This window comes from Bacteroides sp. 11BF (assembly GCF_019633765.1).
GTDB lineage: Bacteria > Bacteroidota > Bacteroidia > Bacteroidales > Bacteroidaceae > Bacteroides > Bacteroides hominis.
Window position 1 is genome coordinate 66,019 of sequence record NZ_JAFKPJ010000019.1, and the last position, 17,804, is coordinate 83,822.

Annotated in this window: 12 protein-coding genes; 3 read left to right on the forward strand and 9 right to left on the reverse strand. The window is 46.2% G+C overall.

Going from position 1 to position 17,804, the window contains the following annotated elements; genetic code table 11:
* Positions 1-83 precede the first annotated feature (83 nt).
* The 3 genes from JZY04_RS17715 to JZY04_RS17725 all read right to left on the reverse strand — a co-directional run bounded on the left by JZY04_RS17715 (position 84) and on the right by JZY04_RS17725 (position 3,360).
* On the reverse strand, positions 84-746 hold the full coding sequence (locus JZY04_RS17715; protein WP_005780849.1) for a DNA alkylation repair protein: 663 nt from the start codon (positions 744-746) through the stop codon (positions 84-86).
* 3 nt (positions 747-749) lie between these two features.
* Positions 750-2,801, reverse strand: coding sequence for a dihydrofolate reductase (locus JZY04_RS17720; RefSeq protein WP_044300672.1), 2,052 nt, complete (start codon positions 2,799-2,801; stop codon positions 750-752).
* 94 nt (positions 2,802-2,895) lie between these two features.
* Complete coding sequence (locus JZY04_RS17725; RefSeq protein ID WP_005780854.1) at positions 2,896-3,360, reverse strand: AraC family transcriptional regulator; 465 nt, start codon at positions 3,358-3,360, stop codon at positions 2,896-2,898.
* Positions 3,361-3,593: 233 nt separating this feature from the next.
* Between JZY04_RS17725 and recQ the strand changes: the two genes are divergently transcribed.
* Entirely contained in the window at positions 3,594-5,399 is a 1,806-nt protein-coding gene (recQ, locus tag JZY04_RS17730; RefSeq protein WP_181996538.1) for a DNA helicase RecQ, read from the forward strand.
* Positions 5,400-5,793: 394 nt separating this feature from the next.
* Here the strand turns inward: recQ and JZY04_RS17735 are convergent, their stop codons facing one another.
* Complete coding sequence (locus tag JZY04_RS17735) at positions 5,794-6,663, reverse strand: lipopolysaccharide assembly protein LapB (protein WP_050550260.1); 870 nt, start codon at positions 6,661-6,663, stop codon at positions 5,794-5,796.
* Between the two features lie 132 nt (positions 6,664-6,795).
* Positions 6,796-7,746, reverse strand: coding sequence for a cysteine synthase A (gene cysK / locus JZY04_RS17740; RefSeq protein ID WP_122143650.1), 951 nt, complete (start codon positions 7,744-7,746; stop codon positions 6,796-6,798).
* 90 nt (positions 7,747-7,836) lie between these two features.
* On the opposite strand from cysK, the gene JZY04_RS17745 reads away from it, so the two are divergent.
* Positions 7,837-9,675, forward strand: coding sequence for an LTA synthase family protein (locus JZY04_RS17745; RefSeq protein WP_181996540.1), 1,839 nt, complete (start codon positions 7,837-7,839; stop codon positions 9,673-9,675).
* Positions 9,676-9,698: 23 nt separating this feature from the next.
* Positions 9,699-10,364 carry a phosphatase PAP2 family protein gene (locus tag JZY04_RS17750; protein WP_005807857.1) on the forward strand — a complete coding sequence of 222 codons (666 nt, stop codon included), beginning with the start codon at positions 9,699-9,701 and terminating at the stop codon, positions 10,362-10,364.
* A gap of 157 nt (positions 10,365-10,521) precedes the next feature.
* Here the strand turns inward: JZY04_RS17750 and JZY04_RS17755 are convergent, their stop codons facing one another.
* The 4 genes from JZY04_RS17755 to JZY04_RS17770 form a co-directional block, all read right to left on the reverse strand.
* Positions 10,522-12,141, reverse strand: coding sequence for a RagB/SusD family nutrient uptake outer membrane protein (locus tag JZY04_RS17755; protein ID WP_122143652.1), 1,620 nt, complete (start codon positions 12,139-12,141; stop codon positions 10,522-10,524).
* 12 nt (positions 12,142-12,153) lie between these two features.
* Positions 12,154-15,333, reverse strand: coding sequence for a TonB-dependent receptor (locus JZY04_RS17760; protein ID WP_005780875.1), 3,180 nt, complete (start codon positions 15,331-15,333; stop codon positions 12,154-12,156).
* 1,016 nt (positions 15,334-16,349) lie between these two features.
* The gene (locus JZY04_RS17765; RefSeq protein ID WP_122143654.1) at positions 16,350-16,634 is read right to left on the reverse strand and encodes a hypothetical protein; all 285 of its coding nucleotides are present in this window, start codon (positions 16,632-16,634) and stop codon (positions 16,350-16,352) included.
* A gap of 150 nt (positions 16,635-16,784) precedes the next feature.
* A complete protein-coding gene (locus tag JZY04_RS17770) occupies positions 16,785-17,795 on the reverse strand; it encodes an NAD-dependent epimerase/dehydratase family protein (RefSeq protein WP_122143655.1) in 1,011 nt (336 codons plus the stop codon).
* Positions 17,796-17,804 lie beyond the last annotated feature (9 nt).

Genomic DNA, 17,804 nt, shown 5'->3' on the forward strand with positions numbered 1-17,804 from the left:
GAGTTTTAAGTCATTGATTATCGATGTTGATAATCCGTGAAAACCGGCGTAATCTGTGGTGAAGTTTCGATACAACCTTATCGTTAATCGCTAATTTCCTCCCTCACCATCGTATACAGCATCTGTTCCGCTTCTTTATCAGAGTTGGCCATGCCTTCTACCAGGCGACATACCTGGAAAGCATGTTCTTCACTATGCTGCATATACTTACGGATAGCAAGCATTGCCGCATTACGGACATGATAACTTCCCGATTGTACGGCACAAATCGCCTGATCGAGCAATTCACCCGCAGGGCGTTCGGCCATATCTCCCTTTTTCATCAACAGACGGGCAATGGTAAGGAAACCACAAACTTGTGTATATTCCGCCTCATCCGCAATCCACTGGAAAGTTTTCGCCGGGGCATAAGGCAGGTTTTGAAACAGATTCATACACGTAAGTTCTGCTATCTCAATATTGCGGATATCCTCTACCCAGATATCAGCTATCTCGGGAAAGAAGGTATCTATCGGCTGCAATAAACCTGCCAGAATCTTACACTCGCGGATATTCTCTTTCCACAAGGCTTGTGCCAAGTCATGGTTCTTCTCATAAGCAGCGGCGATGCTCTTGATACGGGGCAACTCAACACCAAAGTTCAGTTTATAGTCCAGCCCCTTCTCACGCATGCTTTGTGACACAACTCCGTTCATAGAGAGACGGAGCTGTGTTTTAATATCTTTCAATTGTTCTTTTACATCCATGGGTTAATCGTTTACAGAAGGCAGTGGCGAATAGTCCCTGCTATAACGCAGCATCTGTTCGGCATAGCCTTCATCATAGGTTACTTTTACATCAATTATATTTCCTTTCTCGTCGGTTACCGCATCGTATCTTGGATTCACGAATCCTTTATAAGGCGCCAGGTTCAGTTTCTTATAGCGGGCCAATACTTCGGAGTGAAGTTCGGGGTCTACTTTTACGGCATAGGTTTCTATCAGCGAACGGGCTGCTGCAAAGTCTCCGGTCGACTTGATGCGCTGTATCTCGGCCAGCAATTCGCCAAAGAGATGACGAAGTTTCTGATAGTCGTTCACCACGACGTAAGTCTTACCGTCTTTCTGCACCATCTCCACCACCTTATCGGCCTTACCCTTCTCAAACACCCAACGGGCAATGAGCTGGCGGTTGCGCATGTGAGCCTCTTCAACACTGTTGCCCGGCTCGATACGCACCAACTGGGTCATCAGGCCATTCATCAGATAGGTATAATATTCGGCCTTGTAAGCCTCTTCAGCCGGCACCAAGCCCAATTCCAGCAATTTAGGATCGGCTACATAGTAAAGTCCGAACAGATCGGCACGTGCCTCCTCTATTGTAGAGCCATAGGCTTTCAAGGCATCCGGATCAACTCCCGGAAGTAATTTTCCGGAACCGTGACCCAGGCATTCGTGCAAGTCGGTATGCAATTCTCCTGTCAGATCACCATATTTATCGATCAGTTGCTTTTCTGTATCACTGTACACAAACTCTTCGTTGAATCCGTTTCCATGAGCCGCTTTGTTATAAGCGTCGGTGATATTCCCGATAGTGACCGACTTGGAGCCATGATGGCTGCGAATCCAGTTAGAGTTAGGCAAGTTGATTCCGATGGCCGTCGCCGGATATAAGTCTCCGCCAAGAATGGCAGCAGTAATCACTTTGGCAGTCACCCCTTTCACCTTTTCTTTCTTAAATTGCTTGTCCACTGGGGAATGATCTTCGAACCATTGGGCATTGCCGCTTATCAGTTCAGTACGGCGCGTAGCCTCCAGGTCTTTAAAATTCACGATGGACTCCCAGCTGGCCTTCATCCCGAGCGGATCGCCATAGGTTTCAGTAAATCCGTTCGTAAAGTCAATGCGTGAATTCAGATCTTTCACCCAAAGGATGGCATATTCGTCAAACGTCTTCAGGTCACCGGTCTCGTAGTATTCAATCAGCTTGCCGATGGCAGCCTTCTGAGCTTCGTCTTCTGCCACCCCTTCAGCTTTCTTCAGCCAATACACAATCTTTTCGATGGCCTGCGTATAAAGCCCTCCTACTTTCCATACCTTCTCGACGATCTTTCCGTTCTCTTTAACCAGACGGCTGTTCAGTCCGTAAGAGACAGGGGTTTCATCTTTGGGATCCTTCATCGCATTATAGAAATCCTCAGCTTCCTGCTGGGTGACTCCGTCATAGTAATTGCTGGCCGAAGTCAGCACCAAGTCTTCGCCGTCCGCCTGATTCACTCGTTTAGGCATCACCTTCGGATCAAAAATAACGGGTGACAGCTCCTCAAACAGTTGTTCTACCGTCTGTCCTTGAGCCAACGGCAGCCCGGAAGCATCTACACTGAGCAATGCTTGTTTCAGAAACTCCGGCGTAAAGCCCGGAACAAATTTCTCCGAACCATAATGGTGATGAATACCGTTTGAGAACCATACGCGTTTCAGATAGGTGGTCAGATTCACGAAGTCCGGGCTGTTTCTGTCACCGGCATAATCCGTATAGATCGTCTCAAGCGCCCGACGGATGGTAAGATTGTACTTTCCGTTCTGATCAAACAGAATATCTCTTCCTTCCAACGCAGCCTGAGTCAGATAATAAACCAACTCTTTCTGTTTGAGAGTTAAATTCTCAAATCCGGGTACGCGATAGCGTAATATCTGTAAATCTGCAAATTGTTCCACTGTATATTTAAAATTATCTGCCGCAGCAGGGTTTGTTTTTTCGGCTCTGCCGCAAGCAGTCAGCAAGATTGCGGCCGCAGCCATTGAAATAAAATGTTTCTTCATACCTTTAGACGTTGAGGTTATAAAACATAAAAAGGAAATATCTCAAAGCCGTACTCTGAGATAATTCCTTTTTATTCCGTTTCAAGAAATGCAATTATTTCTTTTTTTCTGCGTGTTTTTTACGATATCCGTTGGGTGTTTCACCTACGTTTTTATAAAATGCAGCGTAAAAAGACTGACGGTTAGCGAAACCAACCATCGCACTGATTTCCTCTACATTCTTGTCGGCATATCTTTTATCCGTCAACAAGTGCAAAGCATCTTTTACTCTGTACTCGTTCAGCAGGCAAGAATAGTTCATACCAAAGCGAGAATTAACTACAGCCGAAAGATAACGGGTATTGGTTTTCAGTTCCTTCGCCAAATCTTTAGCCGAATAGTCAGGGTCTCTGTACTTCTTCTGTACAACAATGATGTTCAGAATCTTGTCATACAACTCATCTGCCAATTCTGGTCTGATTAAAGACCGGTAAGCAGCTTTCTTTTCTTTCTTCTCCCTTAAATTGTAAGGGCGTTTTTTAGGAGTTTCTTCCTGGGTTTTGTTTTCTAAATCACTCATTGAATTAACTGGTTAGGGTTTGTTTTTAAATATCACTATTAATTTGTAACTTTAGATGTCACAAATTTCATACATTATTTTGATATACACAACTTTTTCGTATATATTTTTGATATAAAAACAATCAAAATCGTCGAAAAGTGGGTAAAAAGGGGCGTTAATAAGAATATTTAACTTTTAATAACCCGGAAATAAAGCGTACCTTTGCCCGAAAGATGAATGAAAAATATCAAATGATACAAACCCTCAAAACTTATTTCGGTTATGACAGCTTCCGTCCCCTGCAGGAAGAGATCATCCGAAACCTGATGAGTAAGAGAGACGCACTGGTTCTGATGCCCACGGGGGGAGGCAAATCAATCTGTTATCAGCTTCCGGCCTTGCTGATGGAAGGCACTGCAATTGTTATTTCACCTCTTATTTCACTGATGAAGGATCAGGTAGAATCCCTCTGTGCCAACGGAATACCTGCAGGTGCACTGAACAGCAGCAACGACGAATCCGAAAATGCCAACTTACGCAGGGCCTATATCTCAGGCAAGCTCAAGCTGCTCTACATATCACCGGAGAAACTGCTCTCCGAAGCCGACTATCTGCTGAGGGATATGACCATCTCACTGTTTGCGGTAGACGAAGCCCACTGTATTTCGCAATGGGGACACGATTTCCGCCCGGAATATGCCCGGATGGGATTCTTACGTACTCAATTCCCCAACGTCCCCATGATTGCCCTGACTGCCACGGCAGATAAAATCACAAGGGAAGACATTGTCCGCCAACTGCAACTGAAGCAGCCGGAGATATTTATTTCATCATTCGACCGCCCTAACCTGAGCCTGTCTGTAAAAAGAGGCTACCAACCCAAGGAGAAGAGCAAAGCCATCGTAGACTTCATTGCCCGCCACCGGGGTGAAAGCGGAATCATTTACTGCATGAGCCGCAGTAAAACTGAAACAGTGGCACAGATGTTGCAAAAACACGGCATCCGTTGCGGCGTCTACCATGCCGGACTGTCTGCCCGCCAACGGGACGAAGCACAAGACGACTTCATCAACGACCGGATCGAAGTGGTATGTGCCACCATCGCTTTTGGGATGGGCATTGACAAGTCGAATGTCAGGTGGGTGATACATTATAACCTGCCGAAAAGCATTGAAAGTTTTTACCAGGAAATCGGCCGTGCGGGGCGTGACGGTATGCCCAGCGATACGATTTTATTCTACTCATTGGGCGACCTGATTTTGCTGACAAAGTTTGCAACAGAAAGCAACCAGCAGAATATCAATCTGGAAAAATTAAACCGGATGCAACAATATGCCGAAGCCGACATCTGCCGGCGACGTATCTTATTGAGCTATTTCGGCGAAACGGCTACTGAAGATTGCGGCAACTGCGATGTATGCCGTAATCCGCCCGAGCGCTTCGACGGAACTGTCATCGTTCAAAAAGCCTTAAGCGCCATAGCCCGTACCAACCAACAGGCAGGCATAACTCTCCTGATAGATATCCTGAGAGGGAACCCTACTGCTGAAATCACCGAAAAAGCTTATACAGAGCTGAAAACGTTTGGAGCCGGAAGAGAAATCCCGGCGCGCGACTGGCAGGACTATTTGCTGCAAATGCTGCAAATGGGATACTTTGAGATAGCCTACAACGAAAACAATCACCTGAAAATAACAAAGAGCGGAAGTGACGTCCTTTTTGGCCGTGAGAGGGCAATGCTGGTTGTCATCCGGAGAGAAGAGCCTGCTACCGCCAGAAAGAGAAGAAAGACCGTAAACGTCCATGCACAGGCATGGGACGGAGAAAGCAGAAGCAAGGAAGAAGACCTCTTCGAGGCCTTGCGTGCGTTGCGCAAGCAACTGGCCGACCAGGAAGCACTCCCGGCATACATCGTGTTATCGGACAAAGTGCTGCACCTGCTCTGCCTGTCGCGTCCCACAACCGTCGAAGCATTCGGCAACATCAATGGGATTGGCGAATATAAAAAGAAAAAATACGGAAAAGAATTTGTCGCGCTGATCCGCCAGTTTGTATGACCGGAAGAGAAACCGCAACCGGATTTTGTCAAGAGCAGTTTTACGTTTTATTAACCGGGCAGACCACCGGCCGATAACAATAGGAGATATTTTCATAACACATATTGTAACGCACCGGAACAAAGCTTCATTCGGGTCGGAAGACGGTGTCTGTCCGAGTCGGAGCAACCGTCTGTTTGGGCCGAAAAGCCGGGCTTTCATCATCCGAAAGCCGGGCTTCCCCCCATATACACCGGCTTCCCGTGCCGATGAACAGAAAAGGCATAAAAAAAGGGAAAAGCTTTCAACTTCTCCCTTCTACCGTATTTTAATCTGAATATAGTTTATGATTACGCTTACAAAGATACGATAATCAACAGCAAAAGTCAAGCTTCCGGACTATTATTTTCCGAAATTATTTGCATTGTTGCATCTGTTCGTGAACATCGGCAGGGGGCACTCCCAGCGAAATAGCTTTCTCGAAATCTGCCTTCGCCTGCGACTTCTTTTTCTGGTCCAGATAGATATCCCCCCTCAGCAAATAGGCATCGACTGAGTTAGGCGCCAGGCGGATGGCTTCGTCCAAATCCACCAGTGCCAGATCTTCATGTTTCATATCCCGCTCTACATCGGCACGGGCCACATACAAAACGGCATCTTCGGGAAATTCCACCAACAATTGGTTCAGGAGATCGAGCGATTCACGAAATTTGCCCTCTTTCTGTTCCAAAGTTGCCAAGCCGAGGCGTCCGTTATAATTCTTCGGATCAATTTCCAGCAAACGCTGGTAGTCCAGACGAGCCCCTTTATAATCCCGCCGCAACATATAAATATACGCCCGCATCAGCAAGGCCTCCGTATTCTTCTTATCCACATCCATCACCTGGCAATAATCCACATAAGCCTTGTCCTGCATACCCTGCTCCAGATAGATGGCGGCACGGTTCAGCAAAATGGGCACGGCGAGCGGCGCAATGTTGAGTGCATAAGTATACGACTCGACAGCATCATTATAACGTCCCAGCTTGCGTTGCACCAAGCCGAGATTAGAAAACAACAGAGCATTATGGGGGTTCTTCGGTTCCAGTCTCAATGCCTGCTTCAAAAGATCCTCGGCTTGCGCCAGACTGTCTTTTCCAACACACTCGACGGCCTTCTCAGAAAGTTCCTGATAGGTCTGGGCGGAAAGGGATATGGAAAAGATGGAGAAAAGAAGGAGAAAAAGATACTTCCTCCCTATCCCCTCTCCCAAAGGAAAGGGAACAATGATAGTTTTTCGATTCATAAATAATCTATTAAAAACGAACCGGTAATGGGGAGTATACGCTGAACATACAGTTTCTTTCTCCACAGATCGGTCAGAAGCCGATCTCCGGTTCATATATATTAAAATGTCAGACAAGCGCGAGTGTGCTTTTTAATCCAGAGGATAAGCGTCAAACGCAAATAACTCGGTAGAGAGATAACGCTCGCCGGTGTCGGGCAATAAAGCCACGATCCTCTTTCCTTTAAACTCCGGACGTTCGGCCAGCTTGCGGGCTGCATAAACAACGGCTCCGGAAGAAATCCCCGCCAACAGTCCTTCCGTAGAAGCCAATTCACGCCCACCACGGATCGCCTCATCGTCAGGCACAGGCATGATTTCGTCTACAACCGAAGCATCGTAAATACCGGGAACAAAATTCGCCCCAATCCCTTGTATACGGTGGGGAGCGGCCTTCCCGCCTTCAAGTACGGGAGACGACGCCGGTTCCACAGCTACTATATATACATCCGGATTATGCTTTTTCAGTGCACGGGCCACCCCGCAAACGGTTCCGCCCGTTCCTACTCCCGCTACAAACACAGCCACCTGTCCGTCAGTGTCCTGCCAGATCTCTTCGCCGGTGAAGCGTGTGTGCACCTCCGCATTCGAAGGATTCTCAAACTGTTGCAGAATGACCGAACCGGGGATCGAGTCTTTCAGTTCCTCAGCTTTGGTTATGGAACCGGCCATTCCTGCCAACCCGTCAGTCAATACAATTTGTGCTCCCAGTGCTTTCAACAGATTGCGACGTTCCAGACTCATCGTTTCGGGCATGGTCAGTATCAATTGATACCCTTTAATGGTAGCCACCATGGCCAGTCCCACACCGGTATTTCCGCTGGTCGGCTCGATGATCGTGGCACCGGGCTTCAGAACTCCTCTCTTCTCGGCATCCTCGATCATCGAAAGTGCCACCCGGTCCTTTACGCTTCCGGCAGGGTTAAATGACTCCAGTTTAGCGATAATATTCTCTTGCAGGCCGTATTTACGACTATAACCGGACAACTCCATCAACGGAGTATGGCCTATCAGTTCGGTAAGTTTCTTTGCGATTTTTGCCATATAGCTCTCTGTTTTACCACAGTTAATGCGCAAAGATAAAGAAAAGAATCGTACCTTTGTGACCGTTCAATCTTTTTAAGTATAGAGTTTATGAAGAGAAGACTTATCCAATTCGTCACGACTTATTTTCTTTTTGTCCTCATATTCGTCCTCCAGAAACCAATTTTCATGGGTTACTACCATACCTTATATAATAAGGTGTCATGGACTGATTATTTCTCCGTGATAGGGCACGGGCTTCCGTTGGACCTTTCGCTTGCCGGTTATCTGACCGCTATTCCCGGACTACTGCTGATCGCTTCGGTCTGGATACAACCTTCCATTATCCGCCAGATACGCCGGGTATACTTCATGATCATAGCCATCCTGCTATCCTGTATCTTTATCGGTGACTTAGGGTTATATGAATACTGGGGGTTCCGTCTGGATGCCACCCCGCTTTTTTACCTCTTCTCTTCTCCCAAAGACGCATTGGCCAGTGTCAGCATTTGGGTCGTAATAGCCGGACTGGCCGCAATCGCCGTTTATGCAGCCCTGCTTTACTGGATATTCTATCGGGTGCTGATTTATCAGAAGCAACCTCTGAAAATACCTTTCCACCGGTTAAGCGTATCCGGAGTTCTGCTGCTCGTCACCGGACTCCTGTTCATCCCGATACGGGGAGGCTTCACGGTGTCGACCATGAATCTGAGCAAAGCTTACTTCAGCAGCAACCAGCGACTGAACCATGCGGCCATCAATCCTTGTTTCAGCCTGATGGAGTCGTTGTCGCGACAGGATAATTTCGACAAACAATACCGGTTTATGACGGCTGAGGAGGCCGACAAACTCTTCGCGGAACTCAAGGATAATCCGGTTACTCCTACCGACAGTGTTCCTCAGCTTTTCACTACCGAACGCCCGAACGTAGTATTAATCATACTCGAAAGTTTCTCGTCCAAACTGATGGAAACCCTTGGAGGAGAACCCAACGTAGCTATCAACATGGATCAGTTCGGACGTGAAGGGGTCTTGTTTACCCACTTCTTCGCCAACAGCTTCCGTACCGACCGCGGACTGGCAGCCATCATCAGTGGTTATCCGGCACAACCGACCACCAGCATCATGAAGTACCCGAAGAAGACGCAACACTTGCCTTCGATCCCCGGCAGCCTGAAAAAGGCAGGATACGACCTGCAATATTATTACGGAGGAGATGCCGACTTCACCAATATGCGTTCTTACCTGATTCAGGCAGGAATCGACAACATTGTTTCCGATAAGGATTTTCCTCTTTCCGAACGTCTCAGCAAATGGGGAGCACACGACCATGTGGTATTCAACCGACTGCTGAACGACCTGGAACAGAATCCTCCCAAAGAACCTTTTATGAAAATAGTACAGACTTCGAGCAGTCACGAACCTTTCGAAGTTCCGTTTCAACGGCTGGACAATCCGAGACTGAATGCTTTTGCTTATGCGGACAGTTGTGCCGGCGACTTTGTACGCCGGTTCAAAGAGACTCCTTTATGGAAGAATACGGTCATCATTCTTGTACCCGATCATCTGGGAGCCTATCCGCAGGATATAGACAACCTGACCGTAGACCGTTACCGGATTCCGTTGATTTTCATAGGAGGAGCGGTGAAAGAACCGAAACATATCGATACTTACGGTTCACAGATCGACATTGCCGCCACACTGCTGGGGCAACTGGGACTTCCGCACGAAGAGTTCGCTTTCAGTAAAAACATGCTTAACCCGGCCTCTCCTCACTTCGGATTCTTCACTTTCCCGAACGCTTTCGGAATGATGACACCGGAAAATGAAGTCGTATTCAACTGTGAATCGAACTCTGTCGTTTCGGACGAAGGAGAACATAAAGGAGAGAATTTACCCAAAGCTAAAGCATATTTGCAAAAGCTGTACGACGACCTCGCTAAAAGATAATCACCCCATAACCCAACAACGATATGACTAACGACCTTATTCAGTCACTGGCCAACGTAGACCAGAACCTGCTGCTATACCTCAACGGTTTTCATAACACTTTTGCCGACTATTTCATGAGTACCTTCACCGGGAAATGGATCTGGGTGCCGATGTATGCCAGCATCTTGTATGTACTGCTAAAGAATTTCAACTGGAAAATAACTTTGTGCTGTCTGGCTGCCATCGCGCTGACCATTACTTTTGCCGATCAGGTTTGTGCCGGCCTGATACGTCCCGTCGTAGAGCGCTTGCGCCCGGCAAACCCGGAGAATCCGATCTCCGACCTCGTTCACGTAGTAAACAACTACCGGGGCGGACGCTATGGGTTTCCATCCTGTCATGCCTCCAACTCTTTCGGACTTGCCTTCTTCCTGGTTTTCCTGTTCCGCAAACAGTGGCTGAGCCTTTTCATTCTCCTATGGGCCACACTGAATTGCTATACACGCATCTATCTGGGAGTACACTATCCGGGCGACCTGATTGTAGGAGCTGTCATAGGATGCTGCGGAGCTGCACTGATGTGCTATCTGTTGAAGAAAATAGCCAAAGGCACCTCCTTCGGCAAAGTGAAACATACGGAAATCACGATCTATGCCGGTTTGCTGACCACGTTGGGAATTCTGATTTACGCTTTCATCATGGCATAATCATTCTTACTTTCGGAGTTCTGGAAAAGACCTCCTCTTTTAAAATACAAAAAGCCGACGGCAACGCGCTTCTTCCTTATGAAGCATGCGTTCCGTCGGCTTATCATCTTTATTACCAACCGTGAATCCGGCTACCGGTCATGTCTTCTTCGTACCCTTACTCATAGGCCGGATCTTGCTTCAGGACACCGCCTGCCTTGTCTATTTCGGACTGCGGAATGGGGAAGAATTCAAATGCAGGTTTATACACCTTGATATATCCCGGATAGGCGGGATCTTCCGCTCCGTTCACCAGTTTGTCCATCAGCTTCCATCGTTTCAGCTGGAAGTAACGTAAACCTTCAAAACAAGTCTCAATACGCCATTCGTTCCGGATACGTTCGCGAAGGTCGTCCTGTGAAATACCTGCCCCGATAGCCGGCTGACCGGAGCGTGTCCTTACTTTGTTTATAGCATCCAGAGCTGTCGTAGTGGCTCCATGGGCTTCATTCTCCGCCTCGGCTATCATCAGCAATACATGAGCATAGCGCAACACGATTACATCTGCATCCGAAACAGTACTGTATCCGGGTGTCACATCCGTAGGCTGAATGTATTTGAGGGCACTGAAACCGGTAGGTCCTTTATTGTTCGATTCGTTCACCTGTACCTCTTCGTCTTTCCATCCGTCACCGGCAAAGTTAGCCATCATGGAGTGATTGACCGACTCATACAGACGGCGGTCCCTGTTCATGAACATCTTGGCACGTTCTGCTTTCTTCAGCGCATCATTGTTACCATACAATATGCTTTCGTCAGGACGTACGGTCAGAGGCGACTCTCCCCACGGTTTTCCATCCGTACATTCAAATGCATCCACCATATTGCGGGTCGGATCGAGAACAGCCCAGGCACCATAATACAAGTCCATGGAGTGAGTCAGGTTCGGACGCAAGAAGCGGACGGAAAACATGATTTCCGGTGATGCCAATTGTTTCTCAGAGATAAAATTGTCACGTACACGTGCTGCCAGGCTATATCCTTTGATACTCTGCAACAAAGTCAGCACCTCTTCCATCTTCGAAGGGATGGCCTTCCCATTGCTATCGTAGGCATCGAATAACAGAATTCTCGCCTTCAGAGCCTTGACAGCCGAAACGGTAAATCGTCCGGATGTCTGTGAGTCGGAATACAGTTTATCGGGCAATTCGCTGATAGCCTCGTCATAGTCGGTCATCACACGGTTCAACACTTCGGCACGGGTGGCCTTAGGCTGGTACATTGTATTCAGATCGAGTGACTGGGTCACGACAGGCACTTCTTTGTAACACTGATACAACCATGAATAAAAGTAACCGCGCAACGCTTTACACTGTGCGAGCATAAACTTCTTATCCTCTGCACTGATATCCGATCCGGTATACTGTTCGAGTTGTTCCATCAGGATATGTACACGGGCAATGCCTTTATAGCAATTACCATAAATGTCGGTCACGAACCCGCCCTGATTGGGAGTAAGGTCTCCCTGGGCGATGGTCTTGGCCCAACCGTAGGTACCTTCACTGTGTTGCACGATTGCATTATCGGTCAATCCGTCCAGACAAGGCATAATCTGAGAGAATACACCGGAGTACATGACCGAATAGGTTCCGGCCAAAGCTGATTCAAAGTCACTCTTCTTCTGCCAGAATACGCTTTGCGAAGGACTTGACGGAGGATCTTTCTGAAGAAAGTCTTCACACGAGGTGGCACCGAAAAGTAATGTGGCAGCTAACAATATATGAATATTCTTTTTCATTGCATGTCCTAATTAAAATTCAACATTTAAACCAAACGAGTAGATTCTGTTTTGTGGATAGATGGCATCTCTTCCGTCACCGTTACGTTCGGGGTCGAGTCCTTTGTAAGGGGTCAGGGTCAACAGGTTGTCACCGGAGAAGTAAATACGTACTTTGGAGATATTTGCCTTTTCGGTCCATACCCGCGGTAACGTATAGCCAAGTGTCACATTCTTCAACCGGAAGAAAGAAGCGTCTTTCAGATAATAGCTGTTGGGACGTGTATTCTTGCCTCCGCCCATATCCTGCCAATAAAGTTTGGGATGTTTGGCCCCATACGGGTTTTCTTCCGTCCACATGTGCTTGATATAGTCTTTGTTGGGAGAAGCGCCTTGCATGAAAGGCTGCACTCCCCAGTCAGTGGTGTAATATTTCTTATCAGCTACTCCCTGACCGATTAACGACAGGTCGAAGCCTTTCCAGGTGGCACTGGCATTGATGCCATATTCAAAGCCGGGGAAGCGTCCGGAGAAAGTACGGCGGTCGTAATTATCGATCACTCCGTCCGGTTTCCCATCAGGACCGCTGATATCCTTATACTTCAGGTCACCCGGCTGGGTGTTATCATTGAATTGCTTCGGCGAAGCATTGATCTCAGCTTGGTCGGCAAATACACCGATGCACTCCAGCATGTAATATTCATCATAAGGCAGTCCCTCACGTTTGATACTGTAACTTCCGATCTCTTCTGCGCCAAACTCAGTCAGTTTGTTGCGCGAACGGTCAAAATAAACACCGGCATTATAACGGAGTCCCTTGAGTGTGCCTCCCTTTACCATATTGGCATAATTCAGAGCAACCTCTATACCTTTATTCTCTACCGAGCCATTGTTTACAGTCGGCGCCGAAAGTCCGAGCAAACTGGACACCTGTGAAGAGCGCAAAATGTCATCGGTGGTCTTTTTATACCAGTCGAAGGTCACACTCAAACCGTCAAACACCTGTAAGTCAAAACCGATATCGGTAATGGTAGTCGTCTCCCACTTGATGTTACGATTGGCATAAGCCGTCTGCTGATAACCGATAACCACTCCGTCCGAAGTTTTGGTAAACGGATAGTCATCTACCCCCGAAATCATGGCCTGATAAGGATAAAGCCCGATATTCTGGTTGCCCAACTGTCCCCATGAACCTCTCAGTTTGAAGTTATTCAGCCAGTTGAGGTTCATTTTTTTTACGAACTCTTCTTCCGTAGCACGCCAGGCGACTGAGAATGACGGGAACACGCCCCAACGGTTTTCATCGGAAATACGCGAAGTTCCGTCATAGCGCATATTGGCTTCAAACAGATAGCGTTCCTTGAAATTATAGTTGAAACGTCCGAATAAAGACTGGATAGCCCATTCTTCTTCACCTCCGCTGTTGCTCCAATCGGCCGTACCACCGGCATTGAGCACCGGCAGGTCAAAGGCAAAGTCCTTACGGTAAGCGTTGAGCGTTTCATATTTTTCCGATTCCTGATTATAACCTACCATCAAAGAGAAATTGTGTGCATTCTCCACCAGTGACAAGTCATATTTCAAGTAACTATAAAGATTGGTATAGAAACGGCGGCTATCGCCCACGCTCAACCCCAATCCTCCTTTATCAAGCTCGGACGACTTCTCTCCGGTGTGGTAATCGTAAGTATAAGTCGTACTCCCTCTCCAGTCTTTACTTTTGTTCGACTGAAGACGGGCAGCACCCTTGGTGTACCATGTCAATCCCTTAGCCAAGTTGATCTCTAACCACAACTGGGCATTAATATCGAAATTGTTGTCACGTTTCATCGCATTCTCTCCGATAATGGCAGGCATATTCTTGTTATGACTTTCGAACGAATAAGCCGAACTTGTCCAACGACGAATCCCTGTTCCGTCGTCCGGCAACCAAGGCATATAGGTCGGTGCTTGCGAAAGAGTAGAGAGGAATGCATCGTTCTGGCCTTGACGGGGTTGTTCCGTTTCCCCATACATCAGGTTGGCATAGGTTCCGACTTTGATGAAATTGGTAATGCGTGCGGTAAGGTCGATTGTGGCGTTATACTTTCTATATTTGAATCCACGCATAGTACCCGGCTGATCTACAAAATTCAAAGCCACGTTATAAGTAGTTTTCTCTGTACTTCCGGCCATCGAGAGATTATGTGTCTGTACTACGGCCGTACGGAACATATAGTCCTGCCAATCGAAATTGGGATATTGGGGGTCACCGACATTATTCCGATAGAGGTTGATCTGATCTTGGGTGTACTGCTTTCCGGTTCCGGAGTTCTTCCAGGCCAGATTTGCCAACTCCATATATTCTGCCGAATTGGTAATTCGGTCGTAGAGTTTGGTCGGTGTATGCAAACCAATATTCCCATGATAACTAATGCTCACCTTATCTCCCACGGCACCCTGCTTGGTAGTAACGAGAATAACACCGTTGGCGGCTCTTGCTCCGTAAATGGCCGCCGAAGCAGCATCTTTCAAAACGGAAACACTCTCGATCACACTGGGGTCGAGGTTGGTCATACTACCTGGTACGCCATTGATCAGGATCAAAGGATCTGATCCGGCAGAAGAGAAAGTCCCCTGACCACGGATACGGAAAGAAGTCCCTTCGCCACCGGGCTGTCCAAGCCCCTGATTGACACGCAATCCCGGGATTTGTCCTTGCAACAGGATAGCGGCATTGGCAACCGGTCGTTTCGAAATATCGTCACCGGTCACAGCCGATACCGCCCCCGTCAAGTTAACCTTCTTTTGGGTACCAAAGCCCACTACAACAACTTCATCCAGCTTCTGAGTATCCTCCTTCAGAACAATATTCATCGGAGTTCTCTCCGCTTTGACAATCTGTGTTTTATACCCAATATAAGAAATCTCAAAAGTGCTTCCTTCCGGAACATCCAGAGAGAATCTTCCTTTCAGGTCGGTAATACTTCCCAAAGTAGTCCCTTTTACCAATACGGATACACCAACGAGAGGTTCGCCGGCTTCATCGGTAACAATGCCGCTGGCTTTTACATTGTGCTGTTGTGTGACGGTAACTGCATCTTGCTTTAGGCTATCGGCCACAGCAAACTGGGGTGACATACATAATAGCAGCAAACTGGTACCTGCTATTTTGAGGCAATTCATTTCACGAGCTTTGATCAAACTCGGAAACAGGTTAGTTCTTTTTGTCATACATTAAATTTTTCGGTTAAACATAAAAAAAGGAATGTTCCATCCGGAAGATGTATAAATCCGGAATCAGTTTGGTCGTTCTTCTAAGTCTTCATAGGCCTTTTAGTTTTGATTATTAGTTTTCTGTCGACATTAAAACTTTGCTGAACTATGCTGATATCCTATTCCGAAAAACAATTCATTGGGGAGTAGTCCTTTCAGGACTTGGAAAGACAGGAATTTTGTACAGTTTATCAGAGTAAAAGCAAGAAATGCAGATGCTTTTTTGAAGGAACAACCGTATCATTTATACTTATTTGTACCTATATTCTACCAAACTAAAATATAATACACTGAATATATGCAACTTATATCTATAAGATAGAAATTAAGGATGCCGTTTCGATTTACTACAAAAGATTGGTTAGTCTAAGCTCTCTGGTATTTATTAAAAAAAAGATTCTATTTTTGCATTTTATTAATTCTTATTCTTATCTTTGCTGCATAACATCTGCCAAAGACTTAAGAGATGTGAATTATTTGTTAGCCTTAAAAGCTCCGAATTGCGTTTTCTACACTGCGGATATAGTCCTGAAAGAACTTAGCAATCCAATACGTACTCCAATCCTCCTCATATTTCTCTTACCGGATCATCCGGATGTAATCCAAGTTCTATGCCTAACTTTCTTCATCTTAGCGACTAAGATATTCATCTTGCCTGCAGAGATGTATATCTTGGCTGCGAAGACACACATCTTGGCTGCAAAGATGAAGTTTGATTGCCCTTTCAAGCAGATTTTCTTTCTATGCCTTAGGACTTTGGGCGAAATGAAATCTTATTTAAAATAGTGATTAATTTATGCCGGTTATTTGAACATTAATTGTTTTATTGTGGCATTGTAGAAAAAGAAGTAATGTTTTAGCAATTGTCCTATTTTCAAGTATTTGCACGGCATTACTATCAAAAGAACTCTTTCAAGGGCAAAAGTATCCCCAAAACATGAAATTCAGGCAGATGCAGAAAGGCATCCCGACAATTACAGGTCGTAAAACATCATTCTTAAATAAGTAACAAATAAAGCCAAAAGGAATATACCTGCATTTTTGAGGAACATCCCCCAATAGCTACTATTCCAAAAATAGTGCGCCAGTAAATAGCTGAAAGTACTTATGCCTAAGAAAATAAGCACAGCAAAAAGTATCCAATATTCAAAACCGGCAGCTACCACCCCAACACACAATGTATTGACTCCCCACCACATCAGAAGATGATATAAGGCTAAGTTTGACAGATAAAAAATAATCTTTCCAAGTGTTTCCATAATCCGGCATTTATCATTTCCTTTTCATTTATTTGTCCCGAGGATATACTGCCACCGCTTCATTTTCTTTTTGTTTTCTGTCTGCGTGCGATTATCCACTGAGGACCATCAGGAAAGATTTTCAGGTTATCAAAAGTATGATTTTGTACGTTACTTATTGAAATACTTTATATACCAGTCATAGAATTTTCGGATTCCTTCTTCTATGGAAGTAGAAGGCTTATAGCCAAAATCATTCTCCAACCGGCTTGTATCAGCATAAGTACATACCACGTCTCCTGGCTGCATCCCCATCATCTGCTTAACTGCCGTTTTACCCGCTGTTTTCTCAATCACAGAAATGAAATCCATCAGTTCCACAGGAGCGGAATTACCGATATTATAAATATAGAAAGGAATAGGATCGGCAGAAGGATGGGCGATGATCTTCATCAACCCTGCGATGATATCGTCTATATAGGTGAAGTCACGACGCATCTGCCCATTATTGAATACTTTAATGGGATCTCCGTTCAGGATTGCTTTCATAAACAGGCATGGAGCCATATCCGGACGTCCCCACGGACCATACACTGTAAAGAAACGCACACCGGTAGTCGGTATACCGTACAGTTTGCTATAAGCATGGGCCATCAGTTCATTCGACTTTTTCGTCGCTGCGTATAAACTTACCGGTGTATCGGCCTTATCCGTCTCAGCGTAAGGCACCTTGTCATTCAGGCCATAAATACTGCTTGAGCTGGCATATACCAGATGGTTCACCGGGTAATGACGGCAACACTCCAGCAAATTCAGGAAACCTACAACATTCGATTCGATGTACGCATAAGGATTTTCTATCGAATAGCGCACACCCGCCTGGGCTGCCAGATTAACCACAACATCAAAATGTTCGGATTCAAACAAGTGATTCAGTCCGTCACGATCAGTCAAATCGATCTTAATAAAGCGATAGGAAGGATATTTAGAACTTGGTAACAATACACCATCTTCTATCAACTCTTTTGCTATACCAGTATCAGCAAGGCGGTCGTACTTCAACTGCACATCATAATAAGAATTGATTATATCCAACCCTACAACTTCGCAACCCTGTGCTATCAATGCTTTTACTGTATAAGAGCCGATAAAACCGGCAGCTCCTGTCACTAATACTTTCATGATTCAATC